This is a genomic window from Dialister micraerophilus (assembly GCF_947090205.1).
Taxonomy (GTDB): Bacteria; Bacillota; Negativicutes; order Veillonellales; family Dialisteraceae; genus Dialister; species Dialister micraerophilus.
Window position 1 is genome coordinate 104,229 of the sequence record NZ_CAMUNF010000002.1, and the last position, 24,356, is coordinate 128,584.

Sequence of the window (24,356 nt, forward strand, 5' to 3'; positions counted from 1 at the left end):
TTTAATCCAATTTTAGTCCAATATATTCAATTTGTAAACATAATACAAATCATTCAAAACTTCAGTCTTTTTCATCATTTCAATTTGAAGTTCAGATGCTGTATCATAATCACCTGTTTCCAATGCATCTTTCAATCTGCTGCAAATACATTTACTATTCACTGTATCTTTAGCCAATTCTCTTCTTAATGCATTAATTTCTTCCCATCGTCTCTCATCTAAAAGATCTTCACATTTTAATTTTTTGTAACCTCTTACAATACTTTCCGTATATGGGATAATTCTATCAATCAATTCATTTTTCCATCTGAATAAAATTGTCTGTATAAATGAATCTATAATCGGTTTTGTAAATGAATTTCCACTAAGAAGCGCTTGTACTTTTTCAGCATTTTCTTTCATTATTTTTACGTTTTCCCAAACCGTTGCCGGCGGTTTTCCAAATATCGCATCCCTTTCTTCTTGCGTAAAGTCATCGAATATATTTTTTTCACATCTGTATTCTCTGCCTTTTTTCAAATATTCATATTCTTCAGATGCTTTTTTAGACAATTCTGCCAACAATTCCTGACCGGTTTTACCTGACTCTACAGCATATTCAATTCCTTCAAGAGCTGCCAAGTACAACGCAGCAACTGCAATATATGCATTTGTAAACGGATTTGGAGCTCTGAGTTCAAATCTTGTTGCTTTAGGATTTCCTATATCTCTTATCAAACCTATTAAAATTGTTCTGTTTCTAGATGGAAATTCCGGTGTCAATCCTAATGATGTAACTATACAAATCGGAGCTTCAAATCCCGGCTTCAATCTGTTAAATGCATCCGTTGTAGATGTAACGAAAGGATTTATAACTTCATAGTTTTTTAAAATTCCCATTACAAATCCATAGCCTAAAGGACTTAAATACTCTTTTTCGGTGTCTTCCGGAACCATTAAGTTTATTGATTTGCCGTTCTTAAGTTTTGCAATAATTCCCAAGTGTGTATGTTTTCCGCTTCCTGCAACACCTTGAATAGGTTTTGCTTTAAATGATACGTCCAAACCGTTTTTTCTGAAAATTTCACGTACCATAATTCTTACTTCGAGTTCATTGTCACAAGCTTGCAAAGGATTTGTAGTAAATCTCCAATCCAATTCAAGCTGCTCACATACATCTACAATATGACCTTCATCATCTACTTTTGGTTTTATTCCGCCAACTTCTTTATGTCCCATTTCAACTTTAAGTCCACGTGCTTCCAGTTCGGAAATGGTTTCTTCCATAGCTGTACGAACATTACCGCGCATTTTCTGCCAATACTGCTCTTGCAATCTCTGTGATGTAGACAAATGTTGAACAGTTTCATTTTCACTTGGAGTTCTTACCCAAAATTCAAGTTCCGTACCGGTTGTAAATGCAATATCTTGTATTTGATCAACAGGAACATGACTCATTCCTTTAAGCTTATTTGAATTCAACAATTCTTTTATTCTTCCTGCTACATAATCACAAGAACGTTTTAAGATAGAACGTGAATCAATTAACTCGTTATTATGAATCAAAAAAGCCGGAATTCTTAATGTTCCTACAGGTAAATCGTTTTTATCCAAATGCTCATAATTATAATCAACATACCAATTTACGCTGCTGTCGGCAATCATATCCACTCTAGCATCATTTAAAGTTGCAATATTTCCGAATACTACCGATGAACCGTCAGTCTGTACAGCTTTACCTGCAAAGAAATCTTCATAATTTTTTCTGAATAATTCAATCGGTATTCTCTCATCAGTATCATTTCCGCCTAAATCTATCCCGATTAAAGATACAAATTTTATCTCAGGATGCTGAGCCAATAAAGATAATACCCCTTCTTTACCGTACTGCCCTGCCGGAATATAGTATAATAAATCCTTTTTCATAAAAAACCCTCCCAAGCGGTATAATCTTCAAAAGACAAAATGACCCATTCATAAAGAATGAGTCATCATTGACACCAAAATATTAACTTATGGAATAAGAATACAATACATGTCACATTTTGTCAAGCTTACTCAGCAAGTATTTCACGAACGACAGTATTTATAAGCTTACCGTCCGCTTTACCTCTCAACTTAGCCATAACGGATTTCATAACCAAACCCATCTTTCTGTCTTCAGGGTTCATTGCATTTACGATTTCCACTACAACCTTCTTGACAGCTTCTGCTGAAAGCTCTGCAGGCAAATATTTTTGTAATATATCAATTTCAGCCTGTGTCGCCTCAACCAGGTCTTCTCTACCGGAATCTTTTATTTCCGCAAGCGTTTCTTTACGCTGCTTAACTTCCTTACGTAGAATTGTAAGAACCTGATCATCATCGAAGTCTGCGTGTCCGTTGTCAATTTCAGCTTGTCTTATATGTGCTCTTGCCATTCTAATTACATTTAATGCAAGCTTACCGTTTTCTTTAGCTTTCATGGCAGCCTTCATATCTACCATAAGCTGCTGTTTTAATGACACAACTATCACCTTGACCTTAACGTTACGAACGACTTAAAAATAAAAACCTTATTAAATCGAACAAAACCGATAAAATAACAAACTATTTAAATTTGCGTTTTCTTGCGGCCTCAGATTTAAGCTTACGTCTTACGCTTGGCTTTTCATAATGTTCACGTTTTCTTACTTCAGAAAGAACCCCGGCTTTTTGGCAGGAACGTTTAAATCTGCGAAGAGCACTATCAAGAGATTCGCCCTTTTGGACTTTTACTTCAGACATCTATATCCCTCCCTCCAAATAAGACTGATGGGGTGCTAATGCACACTATTAAATTATAAAATATTCATGAATTGATGTCAATCTAAAAGTACTAAAAAGTATTGAACTTCAGATTTCAATTCAAAATATGGTAATTTTTAATGCTTGACGTCTTCCGGAAACGGCGGCCATCCCATATCTTTTCCTCCGATAATATGTGCATGAAAATGAAATACTGTTTGTCCCGCTTTTTCCCCTGTATTCATAACTAAACGAAATCCGTTTTTACCTAAATCTGCATTTTCAGCTATTTCTTTTATCTTCAAAAAGAAATCCGAAAAAATTTCATTGCTTTTTGTATTTATATCTAAAATATTTTTTACGTGTGTTTTAGGTATAACTAAAATATGTACCGGAGCACATGGCTGTATATCTTTGAACGCAAACCACTTTTCATCTTCATAAACTTTCGTGCTAGGAATTTCTCCTGCTGCAATTTTACAAAATAAACAATTATCCATTTTAAACCTCCTCTATAACTCTACCTATAAGTCCCTCATCGGTAACTTCCTCTACAATAACGGAGTATAAATGTCCCCTTTTTACATTCTCCCCTTTTATAGTAACACGAATATACTCATCGGAAAATCCTTCAAAGTATTCTTCTTTCTTGTTTTCAGCCAATACATGTACAATTTTATTTAAAAATTCACATCTAAATTCTTTTGAAATCTTTTTTTCCAACTCTTGTACACGATGAACACGTTTTTTCTTTTCTTCATTAGTAATTTGATTTGGATACATTGCCGCCGGTGTTCCCGTACGCTTTGAAAAAGGAAATACGTGTATTGCGGAAAAATTCAATTCATGTAAAGTATTTAAAGTTTCTTTAAAATTTTCTTCGGTTTCTCCCGGAAATCCTACAATCAAATCTGTGGTAAGTGCCAAATTCGGAATTTTTTCCCTAAGCATAGCAATTAAATCTTTATATTGCTTAAGCCTATAATGCCTGTTCATACTTTTAAGTACCGCATCCGAACCTGACTGCAACGGCAAATGCAAATGATGACAAACACGTTTTTCATTTTTTATAATATTTATCAATTCATCTGAAAGTTCTACTGATTCAATTGAGCCTAAGCGTATTCTTAAAAGATTCGGAATTTTCAAAAGTTCAGATACCAATGTTGATAAAGATGTTCCGTTTCTTAAATCTTTTCCGTAATTACCTAAATGTATTCCTGTTAAAACTACTTCTCTATAACCTTTTTCTACCAGTTTTTTGATTTCATCAACAGCATCTTCTTGTTTTCTTGATTTCAACCTTCCTCTTGCATACGGAATAATGCAAAAAGTGCAATAATTATCACACCCCTCTTGCACTTTTACAAATGCACGAGCTTTTACTTCACCTTCCGGATCTACTGTCAAATTTTCATATTCACGTATTGACATTATATCCTTGACTGCATTTACAGTTTTTTCACTTTTTTCGGCTTCTTCTATATAATCTACTATTTTATTTCTGTCTTGATGCCCGACAATTACATCGACATCTCCCATTTTTTCCAATTCTTCCGGTGCAACTTGAGCATAACACCCTGTTGCGGCAATAACGGCATCAGGATTGTTTCTACGTATTTTACGTATAACCTGTCTTGATTTCCGATCACCTATACTTGTAACTGAACAAGTATTTATAATATAAACATCAGCAACTTCAGAATGCTCGACAGGTTTATATCCTCTATGTATAAAAAGTGTACGCATAGCATCACTGTCATATTGATTTACCTTGCATCCCAATGTTATGAATGATACTTTTTTTGTGTTTTTACATTGTTCTCTTTCGTTAATCATTCTTATCTCACTTATTTCTACCAATTTATTCTATTAAAGTATATTATACTCAATTTCAGTATTAATTGCATTCAAAAAAGTTTCGGTTTTCACCGAAACTTTTTATTTATTTTCCTGTACTTCCGAATCCGCCTTTTCTCGTACTTTCTGAATTGTCATTTTCAATTTTTAAATATTTTTGAAAAATTCCTTGTGCAATTCGTTCCCCTTTGGTTACGGAAAAATCATTTTCACTTGTATTGTACAATGCAATCATAATATGCCCTTCATTTTCAGGATTATTATAATAATCTGCATCTATAATTCCTGTTGAATTCATCAATACAATTCCTTTTTTTATGGCAATACTTGAACGTATATGAATACTTAAGTACTCATCATTTCCCATATATGCTTTCAATCCTGTAGGAATTATTTTCATTTTTCCTTTTTCAATAACCGCATCAATCGCACTTTCAATATCATATCCTGCACTCGCAATTGTTTTACGTTCCGGCAATGAAATTGCTTTATCTTTCCATTCCGTTACAATTTCAAAACCGCGTTTATTGTTCATTTTTCTTCTCCTGAAGCAATGCCTTTCTAGATAAATTAATTCTTCCTTTATCATCGATTTCCATTACTTTTACCATGATTTCATCGCCTTCATGAACAACATCTTCTACTTTTTCTACACGTTTCAATGCCAATTGTGAAATATGCACCATTCCTTCTTGTCCCGGTAAAATTTCAACAAATACACCGAATTTCATTAAGCGTGTAACCTTACCGAGATATACTTCTCCAGGCTTAACTTCATGCGTTAACGACTCAACCATCTTCTTGGCTTTTTGCGCTGCTTCTTCATCAACTGAAGCAATATAAACTCTTCCGTCTTCTTCAACATCCATTTTTACACCGGTTTCGGTTATTATCTTGTTAATTGTTTTTCCTCCGGTACCAATTACATCACGAATTTTATCTACAGGAATTGTAAGTGTAATAATTTTTGGTGCATATGATGACAAATGTTCTGCAGGTTTTGAAATACATTCTGCAATTTTCCCTAAAATAAACATTCTACCCTTATGTGCCTGTTTCAATGCCGCCATCAAAATCTCACGTGACAATCCATGAATTTTTATATCCATTTGAATTGCAGTAATACCTTTTGCAGTACCTGCCACTTTGAAATCCATATCTCCAAGAGCATCTTCCATACCCTGAATATCTGTCAAAATTGTAAAATGCTCACCTTCATTTACAAGTCCCATTGCTATTCCGGCTACCGGTGCATGTATCGGAACACCTGCATTCATAAGCGACATTGTACTTCCGCAAACAGAAGCTTGTGATGATGATCCGTTTGATTCCAAAATTTCCGAAACTACACGTATAGCATACGGAAATTCATCTACTGACGGAATAACCGGTTCCAATGCACGTTCAGCCAATGCTCCATGCCCAATTTCACGACGTCCCGGTCCCCTTGAACTCTTAGTTTCTCCTACACAATATGAAGGGAAATTATATTGATGAATATAACGCTTTTCATTTACCAATGTTAAATCATCAATAATTTGAGTTTCATTCATCGGTGCCAATGTTGTAATTGTCAATGCTTGAGTTTGACCGCGAGTAAATAAAGCTGAACCGTGTGTTCTCGGAATCATACCTACTTCACAAGTAATAGGACGAATTTCATCCAATGCTCTTCCATCCGGACGAATTTTATCTACAGAAATCATCTTTCTCACAATAGATTTAGTCAAATGATCCAAACAAGTAATTACATCGGATTCATTATCCGGATAAATTTCTTTAAAATGATTTTCAGCTTCTTTTCTTACTTCTTCCATATGAGCTTCTCTTGTAAGCTTATCGGGATTGAAAATTGCTTCTCTCAAATTGTTTTCAGCATATTCATAAATAGCTTTTTCTATTTCTTCGGGTATTTCTGCAAAAACCAATTCTTTCTTTTGCTTGCCTACTTTTTCAATTATTTTTTTCTGAAATTCAACAAGTTGTTTTATTACGGTGTGAGCATACATAATTGCATCAAGAACTTCTTCCTCCGATGCTTCTTTTGCTCCGCCTTCAACCATCAAAATAGCTGTTTCAGAACCTGCTACTGTAATATTCATCGTAGAGCGTTCCAACTGTTCTTGAGTTGGATTTACAACAAATTCACCGTCAACTTTACCGACTCTGACACCCGCCACTGGACCGTCCCAAGGAATATCTGAAATCGCAATTGAAGCAGATGCTCCAAGTAATCCGCACAATTCCGGTGCATTATCATAATCAACCGAAAGAACCGTTGCAACTACGTGAACATCATGTCTGCATCTTTTATCAAATAATGGACGAATAGGACGATCGATAAGTCGTGCATTTAAAACGGCAGAATTACCCGGACGTCCTTCTCTTCTGAGAAATCCTCCAGGCATCTTACCTACTGAATACATTTTTTCTTCATAATCTACCGTAAGCGGAAAGAAATCTGTTCCTTCACGCGGTTCCTTACTCCATGTTGTCGCTACAAGAACAACAGTGTCTCCATATCTAACCAATACTGATCCGCTTGCCTGTTTTGCCATCTTGCCTGTTTCAATAATTAATGGACGGCCTGCAAGTTCCATTTGAAATGTTTCGAACATTTCTCGTCCTCCTCTGTCTTTTAATCTTCTATATTTACATACAATACATTATACAATTTTTTTGGGGGAAATGCACTAAATATATATTCTGAAAAATTAAAAAGCCGGATAATCCGGCTTTTATTACAAATATTAACGTTTTGAGAACTGGCTTGCTTTTCTTGCTTTTTTAAGACCGTATTTCTTACGTTCTTTCATTCTCGGGTCACGAGTAAGCAATCCTGCACTCTTAAGAACTTTTCTGTAGTCTGCATCTACTTCCAAAAGAGCACGACTGATTCCGTGTCTGATTGCACCTGCCTGACCTGTATGTCCACCGCCTTTTACACTTACGATAACATCATATGCCGATGTTGTTCCTGTCAATTCAAGCGGCTGTTTAACAATCAATTCCAATGTCTGAAGACCGAAGTAGTCATCCATGGAACGACGATTTATTGTAATATTTCCTTGACCCGGTACCAGACGGACTCTGGCAACGGATGTTTTTCTACGACCTGTACCGTAGTAAATAGCTTCTGCCATAATTTTTTCCTTCCTTTCCGGGTTAGCGAATATCAAAAACTAATTCTTCAGGTTTCTGTGCTGCATGCGGATGTTCACTGCCCGCATAAACTTTCAACTTGCGGAACATCTGATCACCTAATTTGTTCTTCGGCAACATACCTCTGATTGCATGTTCAAGAACCCAAGCCGGTTTCTTACGAAGAGCTTCACCTGCTTTTGTAAATTTATCTCCACCCGGGTATCCGGAATAATGGAAATATTCCTTTTTCAATGCCTTTTTACCTGTCAATACAACTTTTTCTGCATTAATTACAATTACAAAATCACCTGTATCTACATGTGGTGTAAAAGTAACTTTATTTTTTCCCCGAAGGACTTCTGCGACTCCTGCTGCCAAGCGGCCGAGCGTCTTGCCTTCAGCATCAACAATATACCATTTGCGAGTAATATTTCCCGCATTGGCCATAAAAGTAGTTTTCATTTCTTTTCCTCCTAAAACTGAACGCAAGATTTTATCCTTCCTCCGGGGCTAGTGGGTTCCGGACAAATCTCACAAGGAGTATTATAACTTTTTACAATACTCATGTCAAGTTTTAATAAAAGTATTTTCAAAGCAAAAAGCCTGTTGCGGCTTTTTGACTTTATCAATTATCATCGCTTTCAAGTATAGGCATCGGTTCTTCACCGGGTGCGTAAATTGAATGATACTTGAATAAGTTTTCAACTTGTTGTTTGTTTATAGTTTCTTCTTCAAGTAAAGCTTTTGCCATTGCGTGTAATACTTCGATATTTTCATTCAAAATTCTCATAGTATCGTTAAGTGCATCCATAAGATATTTATGCATTTCTTCATCAATGGCGGAAGCTACGTCTTCTCCGTAATTTCTTTCGGATCCGAGCTGTTTTCCTAAAAAGATTTGTTCTTGGTGTTCTCCGAAAATCATCGGTCCGAGTCTTTCACTCATACCCCATTCCATAACCATTTTTCTCAAAATTGCCGTAACTTGCTGTAAATCTCCGGACGCTCCGCTTGATATTTCGTTAAATATTATCTGTTCGGCACAACGTCCTCCCAAAGCTACACGTAATTTTGCGAGTAAATGAGCTTTCGTTATGAATGAACGTTCTTCATGAGGAAGCATCATTGTATATCCGCCTGCTTGTCCACGCGGAACAATTGTAACCTTATGAACGGGATCAGCATCTTTAAGTACTGTTGCCATAATAGCATGTCCCGATTCATGATAAGCTGTAAGTCTGCGTTCTTCTTCACTGACTTTATGACTTCTTCTTTCAGGACCATAGGCTACTTTTTCACTGGCTTCTTCCAAGTCTTGCATGGTTATAAGTTTTCGATTTGTTCTTGCTGCTAAAAGTGCTGCTTCATTCAGCAAATTGGCCAAATCGGCACCTGTAAATCCCGGAACTTTTTTAGCAATCGTTTCAAGATTTATATCTTTATCCAAAGGCTTATTTCTTGCATGAACTTTTAATATCGCAACTCTTCCGCGTAAATCCGGTTTTCCTACAATAACTCGTCTGTCAAATCTGCCCGGACGAAGTAATGCAGGGTCCAATATATCCGGTCTGTTTGTTGCTGCGATAGTAATTATACCTTCATTAATACCGAACCCGTCCATTTCTACGAGAAGTTGATTGAGTGTCTGTTCACGCTCATCGTGACCGCCGCCCAAACCTGAACCTCTTTGACGACCTACGGCATCAATTTCATCTATAAAAAGAATACACGGTGCATTTTTCTTGGCTTGTGCAAATAAATCACGTACACGTGATGCACCCACACCTACAAACATTTCTACAAAATCGGAACCCGATATTGAAAAGAAAGGAACTCTGGCCTCACCGGCAACAGCTCTTGCAAGAAGTGTTTTACCCGTTCCCGGAGGTCCTACTAAAAGTACACCTTTAGGAATTTTTGCACCAATATCGGTATATCTTCCTGGATTTCTCAGAAAATCTACCACTTCGGCAAGTTCTTCCTTCGCTTCATCTGCACCTGCAACATCTTTAAAAGTAACGTGTATCTTACCTTCGCCTGCCATTTTGGCTTTTGATTTACCAAATGTCATTACTCTTCCGCCGCCTTGAGTCTGATTCATAATCCAGAACCAAACTACAACAAGAATTACAATCGGAAGTACAGAAGATAACAAGCTCATCCACCATGCAGGTTGTTCCGGTGGTTTAACATTTATAGCAACTTCAGACTTAGTTAATTTCGGTAAAAGCGTCGGATCATTATCCGGTGCATAAGTCGAAAAAACTGTACCGTCTTTCAATTTGCCTGTAATAGAATTTTCCGTCATCACTACAGAAGACACATTCTTATTGTCTACTTGAGAAATAAAATCGCTATATGCAATTTCAGAATGTTTTTGCTGAGGATGTACAAAAGTATTGAATATGGACACCGCAACTATAATAATTAATACGTAAAGTGCCACATTTTTAGCAAACTTATTCAATATTTTCCTCCTTTTGCTATTTGTATATTTTAAATTTATGTTAACAGTTATTCTAACACAAATTTACTTATTTAATCAAATTAAATGTGCTCAAAAACACTCGGATATAATGTACAAATATACGGTAAATTTCTATATTTTTCCGCATAATCACATCCATATCCTACTATAAATTCATCAGGCACTTCAAATCCTACATATTTTGTAAAAACTTCTTTTTGTCTACGTTCTTTTTTATCAAGACACACGGCAATTTCTACAGATTCCGCGCCTCTTTCGCAAAAGATATTTTTTAAAGCCGCCATAGTAATACCTGTATCTATAATATCTTCGACAATTATTACATGTTTGCCTTTTATATCACTGTCAATATCTTTTTTTATTTGTACTTCTCCGCTGGATACAGTTCCTGCACCGTAGCTTGATACACAAATAGTATCTATTGAAACAGGTAAATGTATCTGTCGCATCAAATCACATAAAAACGGCATTGCACCTTTAAGAACACCTACAAGTATTACATCTTTACCTTCATAATCTTTTGTTATTTGCGCACCGATTTCTTCTGTACGTCTTTTTAATTGTTCTTCAGTAATCAAAATTTCCTTAATGTCGCTTTTCAACATTTTTTATAACTCTCTCCTGTTCATTTTATTAAGGTAACCACCAAAAAATCGGTCGTTTTATCTGTTACACGAGCCTCTCTGCTTCCTCTGCAAAACGGAATCCAATAAATATTGTTTTCATCTGCAAGAAGCGGCCATGTTTTTCTGTCCGCCGAATTAATCCTTAAAGACTGCATACATTTTACAATTTTTTGAGTTCCGTCAATACCATTAGGACTGAACATATCTCCGTTCTTTTTATATCTGAGCTTCAATTTACCTACTTTATCGGCATCAAGAACGTATTGATTACGAAGTACAACCTCAGGCTTCGACGTGGTTCTATATTCATATAATGAATACTTTCCCAATTCACAAATCTTTTTTGATTTTTCAACGCACTGTTTCATTATATCAGCATATGATTGATTTAGGAAAATATTTTTCATATATTCTTCATATCTATAATCAATATTACCGATAATTTTAAATGATTTTAAATTTCTTGTATTCCCTTCCGTAAATATACAGTATCCTTTTTCTATTTTTAAAAGCATGTTCGATGAAGAAGTTATATTTCCTGTTTTCCCGGAATATATCAACTCACGAAATCTCTCTACGGAAATATAATCAAGGGTATAGTGCTCATTATTATACTCCGAAAAAATATATCTTATAATTCTTCTTTGTAAAGCAGGCATTGCAGATTTAAATTCTTCAGTATTCAATACCGTAAATCCATGTTCTTTTTTTATATTTTTTTTTGCAAAATTTAAAACTTCCGCTCTTATGTATTCATCTTCATCTTGCATTATGGCTGCCGTTCTGCATATTGTATTTACAATATTCGGATTATATTTTTTTAAATAAGGAATAAGCTGCAATCGTATTTTGTTTCTTGTAACATCCGGAATATCATTTGTTTTATCATGTGCCGGTATATAAGGAAATTCATCTATATACGCTTGAATTTCTTTTTTTGTTACAGCTAAAAACGGTCGTATAAAATATTCTCTTTTAGGAAGCATTCCGGATAATCCTGTCATACCTCCCCCTCTAATCAGACGATGAATAACGGTTTCAGCTTGATCGTCAGAATGATGTGCCAATGCAATTTTAGTATATTTATATTTTGTAAAGATTTCTTTTAATGCTTCGTATCTAAGTTCTCTTGCTGCAGTTTCACATGATTTATTGCTTTCTTCTTGTCTTTCTTTTACATTTATATCGATAATTTTACAATCTATTCCCAATTCTTCACAAATTTTATTTACATAAATAACTTCTTCCGCACTTTCTTTTCTGAGATGATGATCTATAGTACAGCATCCTATAGAAAACCCTTCACTCCTTTTAAGTTCATTCATTGCAAGTAATAAACCTAAGGAGTCAGGTCCTCCGGATACTGCAAGTAAAATTTTATCTTTCTTTGTCCATAGCATTTTATCATGTGCAAACTTTTTTACTTTTTTTAAAAACTTATTTTTATCATTCATTTTCTTTATGTTTTAAAATATCCGCTTCAAGCAGTCCTTCCAATAAATCTTTATCACTTACAATAAATTCACTCAATGCAAAATATTCCATTAAACTGTCTATTATTACACTTCCAGCAACTATTATATCCGCACGTTCTTCAGGTATCCCCTTCAATGCACATCTTTCTTCATAAGACATTTGAGAAAGTTCTTTTGAAAGACGTTGAACATCTTCTTGCTTAAGGATGTAACCTTGTATTTTTTCCGAATCATAAATTTCCATTTCCAATAAAATAGATGCCATAGATGTTGCTGTACCTCCTACGGCAATCCATCTTTTAACGGAAGCTATACTATCGGCACTCTTGAATAATGAAAAACAGTGCTTTTTCAGTTCTCCTATACCGCGTGCGGTTGTCATATCAAAAGCACAGGAATCACGTACACATCCCAAATTGAAGCTATAACGGCAATCAACTTCCGCACCTAAACCTACACAAATTTCGGTAGATCCTCCTCCGACATCTACAACGGCTGTAACTGCCGAAGAATTTCCCGATGCACCTATATAACTGTAATATGCTTCATCTTTTCCGGATAAAACAGTAACGGGAATCCCTGTAGATTTTTTTATTTCATCTGAAAAATCTTTTCCGTTTTGAGCATCTCTCATAATTGAGGTTCCATATATAAATATGTTTTCCGAATTTTGTTTTTTGGAAATATCTATAAACTCCTCTACTGCCGTTTTAGTACGTTTTCTTGCACTGTCCAAAATAACGGCATTATCGGACATTCCTTCTCCAAGTCGTGTACTGTTCAATCGTTTATCTAAAGTTTCCCATTCGTTTCCGTCTTTTTTTTCTGCTATTAGCATACGGACCGAATTGGTTCCTACATCAATTATTGTTTTCTTCATCTGTATTCCTCCAACAAAGAAAAAAGAGCATCTGAGACGCTCTTTACAGTTAATCGGATCTGCGACCGCCCCGGCCACCTCGTTTTGATTCTACATTACGTTTCAAATCCAATAATCGTTCATCACTTTCTTTTAAAAATTTACTTATTTTATCTTCAAATGACGTTATATCTTCACGTTTACGTTCAGCTTGAAATGAACGAGAATTTTGAGCATTTCCCGATTTCCGATATGCATGGGTTCCTTTTGCGGATAAATTGTTTTCATGGTGAAAATTTTTATATTCACTTGATTTATTCCCTTTTTCATAACTTCTCTTATGCTCAGGATTTGATTGTGCTTGCTTTATTGACAAAGCAAATTTGTTATGATTATCAATTGAAATTATTTTTACCTTTACTTCATCTCCGACTTTCAAGAATTCATTAACATCTTCAACATATTCGTGTGCAATTTCCGAAATATGCACCAAACCGGTTTTCCCTTCTCCCAAATCTACAAATGCTCCGAATTTTACTATTCCGCTTACTTTTCCTTCTACAATACTACCCACTTCTAAAGCCATGAAAAAATAACGTCCCCCTTAATCAACAGTTTTTTTTATTATACGAAAAAACACATACAAGTGCAAACATCACTATACTACCTTACATAAGGAAGTTCGCCTTTTTTTACAAGTCCCAATTCATCTCTTGCTTTTTGCTCAATTTTTGAAGAATCGTTAAGTTCCTCTTTTCTTTTTTCCAAATCCTGTTTCTCTGCATTTAACTTTTCTTTTTCTTGCTTCAATTCTATTTCCAAAACTTTTATTTCATAAAAACGATATACATTTTGTACAACCGTAAAAAGAGCAATTATAACTGCTAAAACAAAAATTATACGTAACAAAGGGCTATGTGGAAATAAACGCTTCAAGATAGGTTGTTTTTTATTTTTTCTCATTTTATTCATTCCCCATTATCCTATTTACCACTTTGTAAACAAAAGGTTCTTCACGCATGGCTTTTTCATACATTTCTTCATTTTTTATGGCATCAAAACCGTAATCCAACAATTTTTTTACATCTTCCCACCTGTTTTCGTCATTATATATGGAAACTACAACAAGATGCCCGTCACGTTCTGCAGATGCAACTAAACAATCTCCCGCAGCTTCTGTCATTCCGGTTTTAATTCCGTTGGCACCTTCATATCCGCTTTCCAAAAACTCATTTCTGTTTTCTATTCTTCTGATTGTTCCGTCTCTGTATGTCATCATATGGAAAGGTTCTTTAACTATTTTTCTGAAATTTTGATTTTTCATTGCATATACTGCAATTTTTGCCATATCGCTTGCTGTTGTATAATGATTTTTATCCGTTAATCCGTTTGCATTTACAAAATTTGAATTTACAGCACCTATATTTTTTGCTTTTGCATTCATCAACTTAATAAATGTTTCATAATCTCCACCCACAGTTTCAGCCACGGACACTGCCGCATCATTTCCTGAAACAAGCATCATTCCGTAAAGCAATTCTTGTAAAGATATGGGTAAATCGGGTTTCAATCCCAAACATGTTCCGTCCTGCTTTGTTGCATTTGGTGTAATCAATGCATTATCATTTAATTTATCGTGACCTTCCTCAAGTGCAATTATACAAGTAAGTATTTTGGTGGTACTTGCCGGATAAACTCGCAATTCTGAATCTTTCCCACCTAAAAATTTTCCGGTATTTCCATCTGCAATCGCAACCGAAACCGCATCTACTTGAGGTAAAACTTTCATTTGAGGTTTCTGCGGAGGCGGTGGAGTTATTTTTATCAGAACAGCTATTGCCGCTATAATCGTTATAAGCAAGATTATTATTATTTTCAATACTGTTTTTTTCTTCTTATTTTCATGTTTTTTTGTTATAATATTTATTTCATTCATTATATATCCTTATTCAATTTTGTCATTTTTTTATTTTTTTTCGTTTTTAATTGTATCATTTTTATTCAATTTAGTATAATTGAATTGATATTCTTATCAACACAATATTTATTAAAATTTATTTTAAAAGGAGTTTTTTATGACAGTCGATAATTTAAGCTTCTCTCTTGAGATTGACTTTATCCCAGACTTGGAAGAAGGTCGTGCAGACTTCAAAAAACGTATGAAAGAAGTTGCAGCAAAACATGATTGTACATTTACACTTGATAAAAAATTCAGACCTGTTATATCCGGACTGTCAAAAGACGATGTTGAAAAAATTCTTTCGGAAATAGGACTTTCAGCATTCGGTTCATGGCCTTCATGTATTTTGACTTGTACAATCAACTCACCGTTACCTATGTATTCTGTAGGTATGTCCGACGGTTGGGATATATATACCGGTGCAAAAACATTTTTCGCTTTCGCACAATTTCCTACAGATGCCGTTCAAATAATTTTGAAAGCATGTACGTACTACCTTGAACATGAAAACTATCAGACAATGGACGAATTTATTGCTGAAACAGGTTATGACAAATTCAGGGATATCGTTTTGGAAACCGAATCCGATATTCCGGTTTCAAGCGGTTCTTCCTCCACAAACAGTTATTTGGATCCTAACCTTCCGACTTTGTCTCCCGGAGATTTTATTCGTCCGGAACATAATATAATGCAAGTTATCGAAGTTTATCCCGATATGGGTCCATTCCTTTTGGAATATGGAATGTCTTGTGTAGGTTGCTTTGTTTCTTATGATGAAAATGTATGGCAAGCTGCACAGGCACACGGATTGGATGTATTTGAAATTTTAGGTGAAATGAATGAATTTATAGCTGATAAATATAATAAGCCTCTTCTTACGGAAAATACTCCTATGGAAGAAATTCTTACACTTTATCCTCAACTGCTTTCTATTTTCCAATCATATAAAATAGATATGCCTTCAGATATGCAAACACCTATAGGAAAACTTTGCGAGAAATCCGGTGTGGATTTAAAAAAATTTATTGAAGAATGTGATGAAAGATTAAGAAACGGCAGTGAATTCTAAAAAAATGCAACTTTTGTTTTTCAAAAGTTGCATTTTTATTTTTATTAATTTTTTATTGCTTTTTTCAAGGCTTTTATAATCGGAGTAACTATTAAACCTGACAATAAAGCTTCCGGAATTCCGTTCATTGCCACTATACCTGTCAAAAGTGAAAATGTTGTACTTATCGGTATACCTTTTGCCAAAGAATAAGTTTGACCGATTAAAACAAACCATGTTCCTAAAAATAATACTGTATTTGTAACTGTACCCAATACCGCTGCAAGGCAAATACGAACCGTTTCATTTCCTTTGAAATATTTATAAACCGTCCATACCGCAACACATATACACATACGAGGCACAATACATATAAATGCATCATAAATAATACTTTCAGTTAATGCAAACTGCAATAAAAGACTTGGGGCTCGAATACTCTGTATAAATGAAAACAGTCCGAACAAAAATCCTACTGCAACACCTACTTTCGGACCTCCTACCAAGGTACCTATTATCGTAGGTATATGCAAAACGGTTGCATTCATAAAAACCAACGGTACAAATCCATATCCGGTCAATCCCAGAAATATCGTCAATCCCGACAATATCGCAGATATTGTCAATTGTCTGACACTGAAAAAATGTTTCTGCTTATTTACAATACATGTTTTTTCCATAAGATCCTCCGCTCTCGTTCTTTTAAAAAGATACAAGTCGTAATAAAACTTACTCTTATTCAATTGTCCGATTCTTAAAAGATACCGGCATTAGTGAATATAAAATTATAAAGTTTTCTTTCTTCTCTGACGCATGTTTCTACCCTTGTGTCCAAGCGCTTTATGTTCTTTTTTCTTTGTCGGCTTGTACATTCCCGGCGTCACAACACGTCTTTTTGGTTTAGCTTGTCTTACTCTTTTTACTCGACCCCTTTCATCATATCTTGTCAATGTTTCATGAATACTTTTTTCAAGTTTTCTCAACATAACTGCATCTTTGGGCGTTACATATGTAATAGCCATTCCTTTAGTTCCGGCTCTTCCTGTACGACCTATTCTATGAACATAATATTTTAAATCTGTAGGTATATCATAGTTGAATACATGTGTCACACCTTCGACATCAAGACCCCTTGCGGCTATATCCGATGCAACCAAAACTTGTATTGCAGCTTTTGAAAATTGTCTGATTACATGATTTCTTTGACCCTGTGTCATATCTCCATGCAATTGATCTACAACCATATGTGTTGCTCTATATACTTCGCCTGCAAGTTCGTAAGCACCTTCACGTGTATTACAAAAAACAACTGCCATATAAGGATTCATTTCTTTCAAATGTTTAACAAGTAATTTCAATTTACCTGCCTCTGTTGTTTCGTAAATTCTTTGTTCTACAGTTGATGCGACTTCTTTTTCAGATACATCCGCTATAAGAGGAGCTTTTACATATTTTCTCGCCAATTTTTTAGACTCTTCGGTAATTGTTGCAGAAAGCATAAGAATTTGACGCTTTTTAGGAGTCATATCAATCAATATTTCTATATCTTCCCTGAATCCTGCAGCAAGCATTTGATCCGCTTCGTCCAAAACGACTGTTTTTACTTGTGTCAAATCTATAGTATTTTTTCTTATATGATCGATTAAACGTCCGGGTGTACCGACAATAATATGTGGATTTCTTTTTAATTTTTGTATTTGATTTTCTATAGTTCTTCCACCGATAACACCTACACTGTCGACATTCAGCAATTTTGAAAAATCTGATAATACATCATAAATTTGTCTGGACAATTCTCTTGTCGGTGCCATAATAATAACTTGCGTACTTGAACTTTCTTTTTTTATACGTTGTACCAGAGGAAGCAAGTAAGCCAAAGTTTTTCCTGTACCGGTCTGAGCACGACCTATAATATTTCTTCCTTTAAAAATTGCAGGAATAACTTCTTTCTGTATGGGCATAGGATTTATAATCCCTCTTTTTTTCAAATATTCTGATATTTCAGGAATTATACCCAATGAAACAAATCCGCTCATATATCCTCCTGTTTATAATTAATTTCAATTGTTTTTGATATTATAACATATAAATTTTATAATTCATTTTATTGTTTATATTATTTATTCAATGTTATCTTTTATATTTTTAATTTTTAAATACATTGTTATCCTATCATAAAAAATATTATTCCGTAAAAAAAGAAAGAGCAATTTGCTCTTTCTTTTCTTATACCAACTTACTGAAGTCTCCCCACATTTTATAAAGATTCAAAACCTCAATAAGTAATGAAATTCTGTTATTTTTTACATCTTCATTTTCAACCATAACCATGACTGAGTCCAAAAATGCATTTATGTATTTAACCAAATTTTTCAAAGGTTCAAACATTTTTATATATTCATGAGCTTCACATTCTGCTTTTAATTTATCGGCAATTTCGATGTACGCTTTATAAAGTTCTTTTTCTTCATTTGCTTCGAATAAACTTTCTTGAATTTTTACCGGATTTTTATCTTTTGTTATGTGTGAAAGTCTTGTTACTACTTGTCTGAGTTCTATTTCTTCTTTCACATTCATCTCTATAACCGCATTTGCTTTTCTAAACACTGAATAAATATCGGTCATATCATCGGATACCGCATCTACAATATCATAATCTATTTTCAAATCCGACATTATAACTTTCACTCTTTGACGTATAAACTCCAAAATTTGCAAAAGCACTTTGTTCTTTTGTTTTTCATCATCGGATAATAAGTCCAATGCTTTTTTTATTCCGCTTGTAATATCCCAGTGTATTTTTCCGTCATTAAGTATATTTACAATTCCGATTGTCTGACGTCTTAATGCAAACGGATCTTGTGAACCAGTGGGTATAAGTCCTCTTAAAAACGTTGCAGTTAAATTATCCAATTTATCTGCCAGTGACAATGCACGTCCTATATTGCTTTTCGGTAAAACATCTCCTGAAAATCTTGGAAGATATTGTTCAAATATCGCATTTGCAACGGTTTCTTTTTCGTTATCCAAAAGCGCATATTCTTTACCCATTTCTCCTTGAAGTTCAGTGAATTCCGTTACCATATGTGTAGCAAGATCTGATTTGGATAAATAAGATGCTCGTTTCAAGTCTTTTGCTTCTTCATCGGAAAGTTTCCATTCTTTTGCAAATAATTCCGTCAAAGCGCTTAAACGATTTGCTTTATCAAGCATGGTTCCCATTCCTTCTTGATAATTTATTCGTTTAAGATTTTCTCTGAAATTTTCTAAAGATTTTTTTCTGTCTTCATCGAAGAAAAACTGTGCATCTTCCAATCTCGCACGAAGTACACGCTCGTTTCCTACTTTTACATTCTCAAGAGATTGCGTTCCACCGTTTCTAACAGTAAGAAAATACGGCATGAGCTTACCGTTTTTATTTCTCAACGGATAATAACGTTGATGATCACGCATTGGTGTTACAACTGCCGGTACAGGAAGTTGTAAAAACTTTTCATCAATTTTCCCGTACAATGCTGTAGGATATTCTACTAAATAATTTATTTCTTCAAGTAATCCTTTATTTTCCCACAAAATCCCGTTAAGCTTTTCGGAAACTTTTTTCAACCCTTCTATAATCATTTGTCTGCGTTCATCTTGATCTACTATTACAAATGATTTTTTCATCGTTTCTTTATAACTTTCGGCATTTTTTATTTCTACATGATCACTTGCAAGAAAACGATGACCTCTGCTTATATTTCCGCTCTTTACATGTGCAAATTCTACCGGAATTATTTCTTCATCGCACATTGCAACCAACCAACGTATAGGTCTTATAAATCTTTCTTTTTCAGTTCCCCAATTCATACTTCTTGAGAAATTAAGATTTGAAATTAAATTTTTGAATATAACAGGCAATACTTCTTGAATCTTTTTACCTTTGTTTGTAATATTCGCCCAAGTATATTCGCCTTCTTTTTCTATTTTTTCTATATCTACTTTTTGTGATTTGGCAAATCCTTGTAATGCACGTGTAGGATTTCCTTCTTTATCAAAAGCGGCTTTTATTGAAGGTCCGCGCTTTCTTAAATTTTCATCTGATTGTATTTCCGAGCTTTTTTCGATTATTACTGCCAATCTTCTCGGTGTTGCATATACTTTTACATCGTCAAAAGATAATCTTGCATTTTTCATTTCAATATTTGCAAGTTGATTTAATTGTTCTACAAGTCCCGGCATAATTTTCGCAGGCATTTCTTCCGTTCCTATTTCAAGCAATAAATTTTTACTCATGTTCTTCACATCCTTTCAACATTGGAAATCCCAATTCTTTTCGTTTTTCATAATATGCTTTTGCACATAATCTTGCCATTGCACGTACTCTTCCTATATATTCAGTACGTTCCGACAAGGAAATGGCACCTGCAGCATCGAGCAAATTGAAAGTGTGCGAGCATTTCAATACATAATCATATGCCGGAAGTACATATCCTTTTTCTATAACGGCTTTTGCTTCTTTTTCATACATATCAAAAAGAGAGAATAACATTTCATGATTTGAAAGTTCATAACTGTATACGGATTGTTCATATTCATTTTCATGCCAAATATCTCCGTAGGTTATTCCTTCTGTCCACACCAAATCGTATACATTGTCTTTTTCTTGAATATACATTGCAATTCGTTCAAGACCGTAAGTTATTTCTACCGATACCGGATTAGCATCTATACCCCCGATTTGTTGGAAATATGTAAACTGCGTAATTTCCATTCCGTCAAGCCATACTTCCCAACCCATTCCCCATGCACCGAGTGTAGGAGATTCCCAATTATCTTCTACAAATCTTATATCATGGTCTTTAGGAGATATTCCCAAAACTTCCAAACTTTCAAGATACATTTCCTGAATATTTTCCGGTGAAGGCTTCATAATTACTTGAAATTGATGATGTTGATATAAACGATTCGGATTTTCTCCATATCTTCCGTCATCAGGTCTGCGTGACGGTTCTACATATGCAACATTCCAAGGTTCCGGCCCTATAGTTCTTAAAAAAGTAGCCGGATTCATTGTACCTGCACCTTTTTCTACATCATAAGGTTGCTCCAATATACATCCTTTTTCGGACCAGAATTTTTGAAGATTAAAAATAATTTCCTGAAATGTCATTTCATTCCTCCTTAAATTATTTCCAAATATAAAATCCCTGTAACATCAATGTTACAGGGACGAGATTACCCGCGGTTCCACCCTAATTGGTATTATACCCACCTTAATTTATTATTGCCCTACTCCATTCAGGCAACAGCTCCAAAACGCCTTCGGCACTTTTCAGGTTCACACTCTTCCTGAATCACTTTTATGTGCTTACTACTTTTTTTCATCGCCATAATTTTCTTAATATTAACAAATAAAATTTAAATTGTAAAGAAAAAAATCTGCAATTTGCAACAATACATGCATTACATGTATAATAGCTTCTGAATACTATTATGCTTTTTACTTATATTTATGCAGAATATATAAATGTTTTATTTTATATATTCTTTTTAGATATAAAATAAGGATGTTAAATTTAATAGGGAGGATAAGTAAATCAAGTGGATACATCTTTATATAAAAGTTTCATTACTATATCCGAAACAGGAAGTTTAACACGTGCAGCAAGTATTTTACATATTGCTCAGCCTACATTGACAAGACATATTAAGATTTTACAAAAAAAATATAAAACACAATTAATTAAAACAGGACCCGGACAAAGACATATAGAAATCACGCCTGCCGGACAAATTTTGTATAAAAGCGCCAAAAATCTTATAGCTATAGAAAACAGTATAGAAAAAGATATTATAAATTGCACAAACGGTGCCAGAGGAACCATTCACATCGCAATTTCCTCTTCTCTTACTTCGGGAATTATAAGTGCTTCAGTTATTCCTTTTACAAAAATTTATCCCGACACCTATTTTGATTTTCAAGAGCACGATATAAACAAACAAATGCAATTACTTAAATCAGGTATTGCGGAATTGGGATTATGCAACAAACTACTACCTCAACCTGAATTATTTGACACACATTTAACTTGTGAATCCCGATTGGCTATTTATATTAATAAAAAAAGTAAACTTCTAAACAATTTCGTACAAAACGATGTATTTATTGATGATGAAAAGAAATTATTGAAGTTTCCTATTAAATCTTTGAAAAGTACTTTATTGAACGTTCCGTTTTGCACTATTCCCGAGTCACAAGAATTAATTGCAAATTATTGCAAAACGCTGTTCATATCTACAAATCCTTTATCAATAAGTACAAGCAAATCTACAGCTTTACAATGGGCGTTGGAAAACAGAGCGATTGTTTTTGCCCCCTTAAGTCCGGGAGAACCCGTTCCCGGTGATTTGAAAGTATACATTCTTCCATCCGACATGTTCAGATGTTACAGATTCTTGTATACTTTGAAAAATCGTGAACTTTCTCCAATCACTCAAAAATTTGTCGATTTCTTAATAGATCAACATTTTAAAGAAGGCCATTATCACTCATTTTTAAATATTTTAAAGAATATTTAAATCTTACTCATAAATGTTTATTTCACGATAAGCGTTTATGAGTTTTTATTTTTGAAATTTACAAAATAAAAAAGGACACATATGTGTCCTTTTGGTGGGCGATGACAGGATCGAACTGCCGACATTCTGCTTGTAAGGCAGACGCTCTCCCAGCTGAGCTAATCGCCCAAATTAATGGTGACCCGTGGGGGATTCGAACCCCCGACTCCGCCGTGAAAGGGCGGTGTCTTAACCGCTTGACGAACGGGCCATTGGCTCCTGAAGTAGGACTCGAACCTACGACCGATCGGTTAACAGCCGATTGCTCTACCAACTGAGCTATTCAGGAATGTTACCTTGCTATAATAACAAAGTTTTTTGCTTTTTGCAACTGTTTTTTATGAAAAAAAGAACACAATTGTGTTCTTTTTGGTGGGCGATGACAGGATCGAACTGCCGACATTCTGCTTGTAAGGCAGACGCTCTCCCAGCTGAGCTAATCGCCCGAATATATTTCAGATGTTTATATTATATATTCTCATACTGCATTTTTGCAAGTGTTTATTTATTCCTCTTTGTTTTACAAATTATTGATATTTTTATTGATTTGTTATAATATAATAAAAAAGTTCTATATCAGAAAATTATAAAAGGGGAACAGTCAAATGAATAATACAGATTGGAAAATTCTTATATATTTACGAGAGGAACGCAGTATTAATAAAGTCGCAAAAAGACTTTTTATGACTCAACCTTCTTTGACATATAGATTAAGCCAAATGGAAAAGGAAATAGGCTGTCCTTTATTTATTCGTACAAATAAGGGTGTACATTTTACAGACGCCGGAAACAGACTGTACTCTTTTGCGGAAAAAGAACTCCAGCAATATCAGGATATGAAGAATTATGTTACTCATGAACCTAATTCCATTTCAGGCGTTTTACGTATAGGTGCAAGTGAATCGTTTGCACAATCTTATATTCCTAAAATTTTAAAAGGCTTTCTGTCAAATTACAATGATGTTGAAATTTCTCTGACAACAGATACAAGCGATCATCTGGTGAAATTATTGAAAAAAGAAGATATTCATCTTGCAATTGTACGTGGTAATCAAGATTGGCCGGATACGGATATTTTATTGGAAGATGCACCTTTGTACCTTATTTCGGCACATACAATAGATTATAAAACACTTATAAAAGAACCCGCCATACGTTATCGTTCAGATCCTTCTCTAGATGAAATACGCGATAAATGGTGGCGCCATAATTTTTCTGATTCTCCGCAATCTATGCTTACGGTAAGTGATTGTTTTACTTGTGTTGAAATCGTCAATCAGGGACTTGGGTATTCATTGGTTCCGGCAGATATTCTTCCGAAATGTATGCCTCATATAAATCGTGAACCGGTTTATGATAATCATCACAGACCGCTTATGCGCCCGAGTCATTTGTTATATAAACAGGCAATGACTCAGTCTACACCGGTAAAAATTTTTATAGATTATGTAAAAAAATATTTTGAAGTTTAACAATTTTGTACCTAAACCTTTCAGTTTACTTCATTGTGAATTGAAAGGTTTTTTATATGCATTAAATCTGAATTTCCAT

At 34.5% G+C, this 24,356-nt stretch carries 23 protein-coding genes and 4 tRNA genes; 3 read left to right on the top strand and 24 right to left on the bottom strand.

Annotated features, from left to right (window positions below; translation table 11 throughout):
• Positions 1–12: 12 nt before the first annotated feature.
• The 16 genes from P6922_RS02305 to P6922_RS02380 all read right to left on the bottom strand — a co-directional run bounded on the left by P6922_RS02305 (position 13) and on the right by P6922_RS02380 (position 15,133).
• Positions 13–1,905 (bottom strand): type I glutamate--ammonia ligase, encoded by a 1,893-nt coding sequence (locus P6922_RS02305; protein WP_276873934.1) that lies wholly within the window; start codon positions 1,903–1,905, stop codon positions 13–15.
• 128 nt (positions 1,906–2,033) lie between these two features.
• A complete protein-coding gene (locus tag P6922_RS02310) occupies positions 2,034–2,486 on the bottom strand; it encodes a GatB/YqeY domain-containing protein (RefSeq protein WP_276873935.1) in 453 nt (150 codons plus the stop codon).
• An 82-nt stretch (positions 2,487–2,568) separates the two neighbouring features.
• Positions 2,569–2,745 (bottom strand): 30S ribosomal protein S21, encoded by a 177-nt coding sequence (gene rpsU, locus P6922_RS02315; RefSeq protein ID WP_007554217.1) that lies wholly within the window; start codon positions 2,743–2,745, stop codon positions 2,569–2,571.
• 137 nt (positions 2,746–2,882) lie between these two features.
• A complete protein-coding gene (locus P6922_RS02320) occupies positions 2,883–3,245 on the bottom strand; it encodes a histidine triad nucleotide-binding protein (RefSeq protein ID WP_276873938.1) in 363 nt (120 codons plus the stop codon).
• Position 3,246: 1 nt separating this feature from the next.
• Entirely contained in the window at positions 3,247–4,584 is a 1,338-nt protein-coding gene (mtaB, locus tag P6922_RS02325) for a tRNA (N(6)-L-threonylcarbamoyladenosine(37)-C(2))-methylthiotransferase MtaB (RefSeq protein WP_276873940.1), read from the bottom strand.
• A 106-nt stretch (positions 4,585–4,690) separates the two neighbouring features.
• Positions 4,691–5,140, bottom strand: coding sequence for a dUTP diphosphatase (gene dut, locus P6922_RS02330; RefSeq protein ID WP_276873942.1), 450 nt, complete (start codon positions 5,138–5,140; stop codon positions 4,691–4,693).
• On the bottom strand, positions 5,130–7,223 hold the full coding sequence (locus P6922_RS02335) for a polyribonucleotide nucleotidyltransferase (protein ID WP_276873945.1): 2,094 nt from the start codon (positions 7,221–7,223) through the stop codon (positions 5,130–5,132). The genes dut and P6922_RS02335 overlap by 11 nt, the downstream gene beginning before the upstream one ends.
• Positions 7,224–7,355: 132 nt before the next feature.
• Complete coding sequence (rpsI, locus tag P6922_RS02340; RefSeq protein WP_007554258.1) at positions 7,356–7,748, bottom strand: 30S ribosomal protein S9; 393 nt, start codon at positions 7,746–7,748, stop codon at positions 7,356–7,358.
• Between the two features lie 22 nt (positions 7,749–7,770).
• Positions 7,771–8,211, bottom strand: coding sequence for a 50S ribosomal protein L13 (gene rplM / locus P6922_RS02345; RefSeq protein WP_007554165.1), 441 nt, complete (start codon positions 8,209–8,211; stop codon positions 7,771–7,773).
• 163 nt (positions 8,212–8,374) lie between these two features.
• Entirely contained in the window at positions 8,375–10,216 is a 1,842-nt protein-coding gene (gene ftsH, locus P6922_RS02350; protein WP_007554241.1) for an ATP-dependent zinc metalloprotease FtsH, read from the bottom strand.
• A gap of 80 nt (positions 10,217–10,296) precedes the next feature.
• Positions 10,297–10,842: a hypoxanthine phosphoribosyltransferase gene (gene hpt / locus P6922_RS02355; protein ID WP_276873947.1), complete on the bottom strand. Its 546-nt coding sequence runs from the start codon at positions 10,840–10,842 to the stop codon at positions 10,297–10,299.
• Positions 10,843–10,862: 20 nt separating this feature from the next.
• The gene (gene tilS / locus P6922_RS02360) at positions 10,863–12,317 is read right to left on the bottom strand and encodes a tRNA lysidine(34) synthetase TilS (RefSeq protein WP_276873949.1); all 1,455 of its coding nucleotides are present in this window, start codon (positions 12,315–12,317) and stop codon (positions 10,863–10,865) included.
• A complete protein-coding gene (locus P6922_RS02365; protein WP_007554253.1) occupies positions 12,310–13,218 on the bottom strand; it encodes a Ppx/GppA phosphatase family protein in 909 nt (302 codons plus the stop codon). The genes tilS and P6922_RS02365 overlap by 8 nt, the downstream gene beginning before the upstream one ends.
• 49 nt (positions 13,219–13,267) lie before the next feature.
• Positions 13,268–13,783 carry a S1 RNA-binding domain-containing protein gene (locus P6922_RS02370; RefSeq protein ID WP_007554222.1) on the bottom strand — a complete coding sequence of 172 codons (516 nt, stop codon included), beginning with the start codon at positions 13,781–13,783 and terminating at the stop codon, positions 13,268–13,270.
• Positions 13,784–13,860: 77 nt separating this feature from the next.
• Positions 13,861–14,169 (bottom strand): FtsB family cell division protein, encoded by a 309-nt coding sequence (locus P6922_RS02375; RefSeq protein ID WP_007554179.1) that lies wholly within the window; start codon positions 14,167–14,169, stop codon positions 13,861–13,863.
• Positions 14,162–15,133: a D-alanyl-D-alanine carboxypeptidase family protein gene (locus tag P6922_RS02380; RefSeq protein ID WP_276873951.1), complete on the bottom strand. Its 972-nt coding sequence runs from the start codon at positions 15,131–15,133 to the stop codon at positions 14,162–14,164. The genes P6922_RS02375 and P6922_RS02380 overlap by 8 nt, the downstream gene beginning before the upstream one ends.
• 139 nt (positions 15,134–15,272) lie before the next feature.
• Between P6922_RS02380 and P6922_RS02385 the strand changes: the two genes are divergently transcribed.
• A complete protein-coding gene (locus P6922_RS02385) occupies positions 15,273–16,226 on the top strand; it encodes a DUF1858 domain-containing protein (protein WP_007554231.1) in 954 nt (317 codons plus the stop codon).
• Between the two features lie 44 nt (positions 16,227–16,270).
• Here the strand turns inward: P6922_RS02385 and P6922_RS02390 are convergent, their stop codons facing one another.
• From P6922_RS02390 to glyQ, 4 genes are all read right to left on the bottom strand, one after another.
• The gene (locus tag P6922_RS02390) at positions 16,271–16,885 is read right to left on the bottom strand and encodes an ECF transporter S component (RefSeq protein WP_007556408.1); all 615 of its coding nucleotides are present in this window, start codon (positions 16,883–16,885) and stop codon (positions 16,271–16,273) included.
• Positions 16,886–16,990: 105 nt separating this feature from the next.
• Positions 16,991–18,241: a DEAD/DEAH box helicase gene (locus P6922_RS02395; protein ID WP_276873953.1), complete on the bottom strand. Its 1,251-nt coding sequence runs from the start codon at positions 18,239–18,241 to the stop codon at positions 16,991–16,993.
• A 190-nt stretch (positions 18,242–18,431) separates the two neighbouring features.
• Positions 18,432–20,480: a glycine--tRNA ligase subunit beta gene (gene glyS / locus P6922_RS02400; protein ID WP_007556407.1), complete on the bottom strand. Its 2,049-nt coding sequence runs from the start codon at positions 20,478–20,480 to the stop codon at positions 18,432–18,434.
• A complete protein-coding gene (glyQ, locus tag P6922_RS02405; RefSeq protein WP_007554189.1) occupies positions 20,473–21,357 on the bottom strand; it encodes a glycine--tRNA ligase subunit alpha in 885 nt (294 codons plus the stop codon). Before glyQ ends, glyS begins: the two co-directional genes overlap by 8 nt.
• A 431-nt stretch (positions 21,358–21,788) precedes the next feature.
• Between glyQ and P6922_RS02410 the strand changes: the two genes are divergently transcribed.
• Positions 21,789–22,766, top strand: a complete 978-nt coding sequence (locus tag P6922_RS02410) for a LysR family transcriptional regulator (protein WP_276873955.1) — start codon at positions 21,789–21,791, stop codon at positions 22,764–22,766.
• Positions 22,767–22,858: 92 nt separating this feature from the next.
• Here P6922_RS02410 and P6922_RS02415 read toward each other — a convergent pair.
• The 4 genes from P6922_RS02415 to P6922_RS02430 all read right to left on the bottom strand — a co-directional run bounded on the left by P6922_RS02415 (position 22,859) and on the right by P6922_RS02430 (position 23,251).
• A tRNA-Val gene (locus P6922_RS02415) sits at positions 22,859–22,934 on the bottom strand.
• Between the two features lie 7 nt (positions 22,935–22,941).
• Positions 22,942–23,016, bottom strand: a tRNA-Glu gene (locus P6922_RS02420).
• Between the two features lie 2 nt (positions 23,017–23,018).
• Positions 23,019–23,094 (bottom strand) — tRNA-Asn (locus tag P6922_RS02425).
• Positions 23,095–23,175: 81 nt separating this feature from the next.
• Positions 23,176–23,251 (bottom strand) — tRNA-Val (locus tag P6922_RS02430).
• A 159-nt stretch (positions 23,252–23,410) separates the two neighbouring features.
• Between P6922_RS02430 and P6922_RS02435 the strand changes: the two genes are divergently transcribed.
• The gene (locus P6922_RS02435) at positions 23,411–24,277 is read left to right on the top strand and encodes a LysR family transcriptional regulator (RefSeq protein ID WP_007554161.1); all 867 of its coding nucleotides are present in this window, start codon (positions 23,411–23,413) and stop codon (positions 24,275–24,277) included.
• The last annotated feature ends 79 nt before the right edge of the window (positions 24,278–24,356 follow it).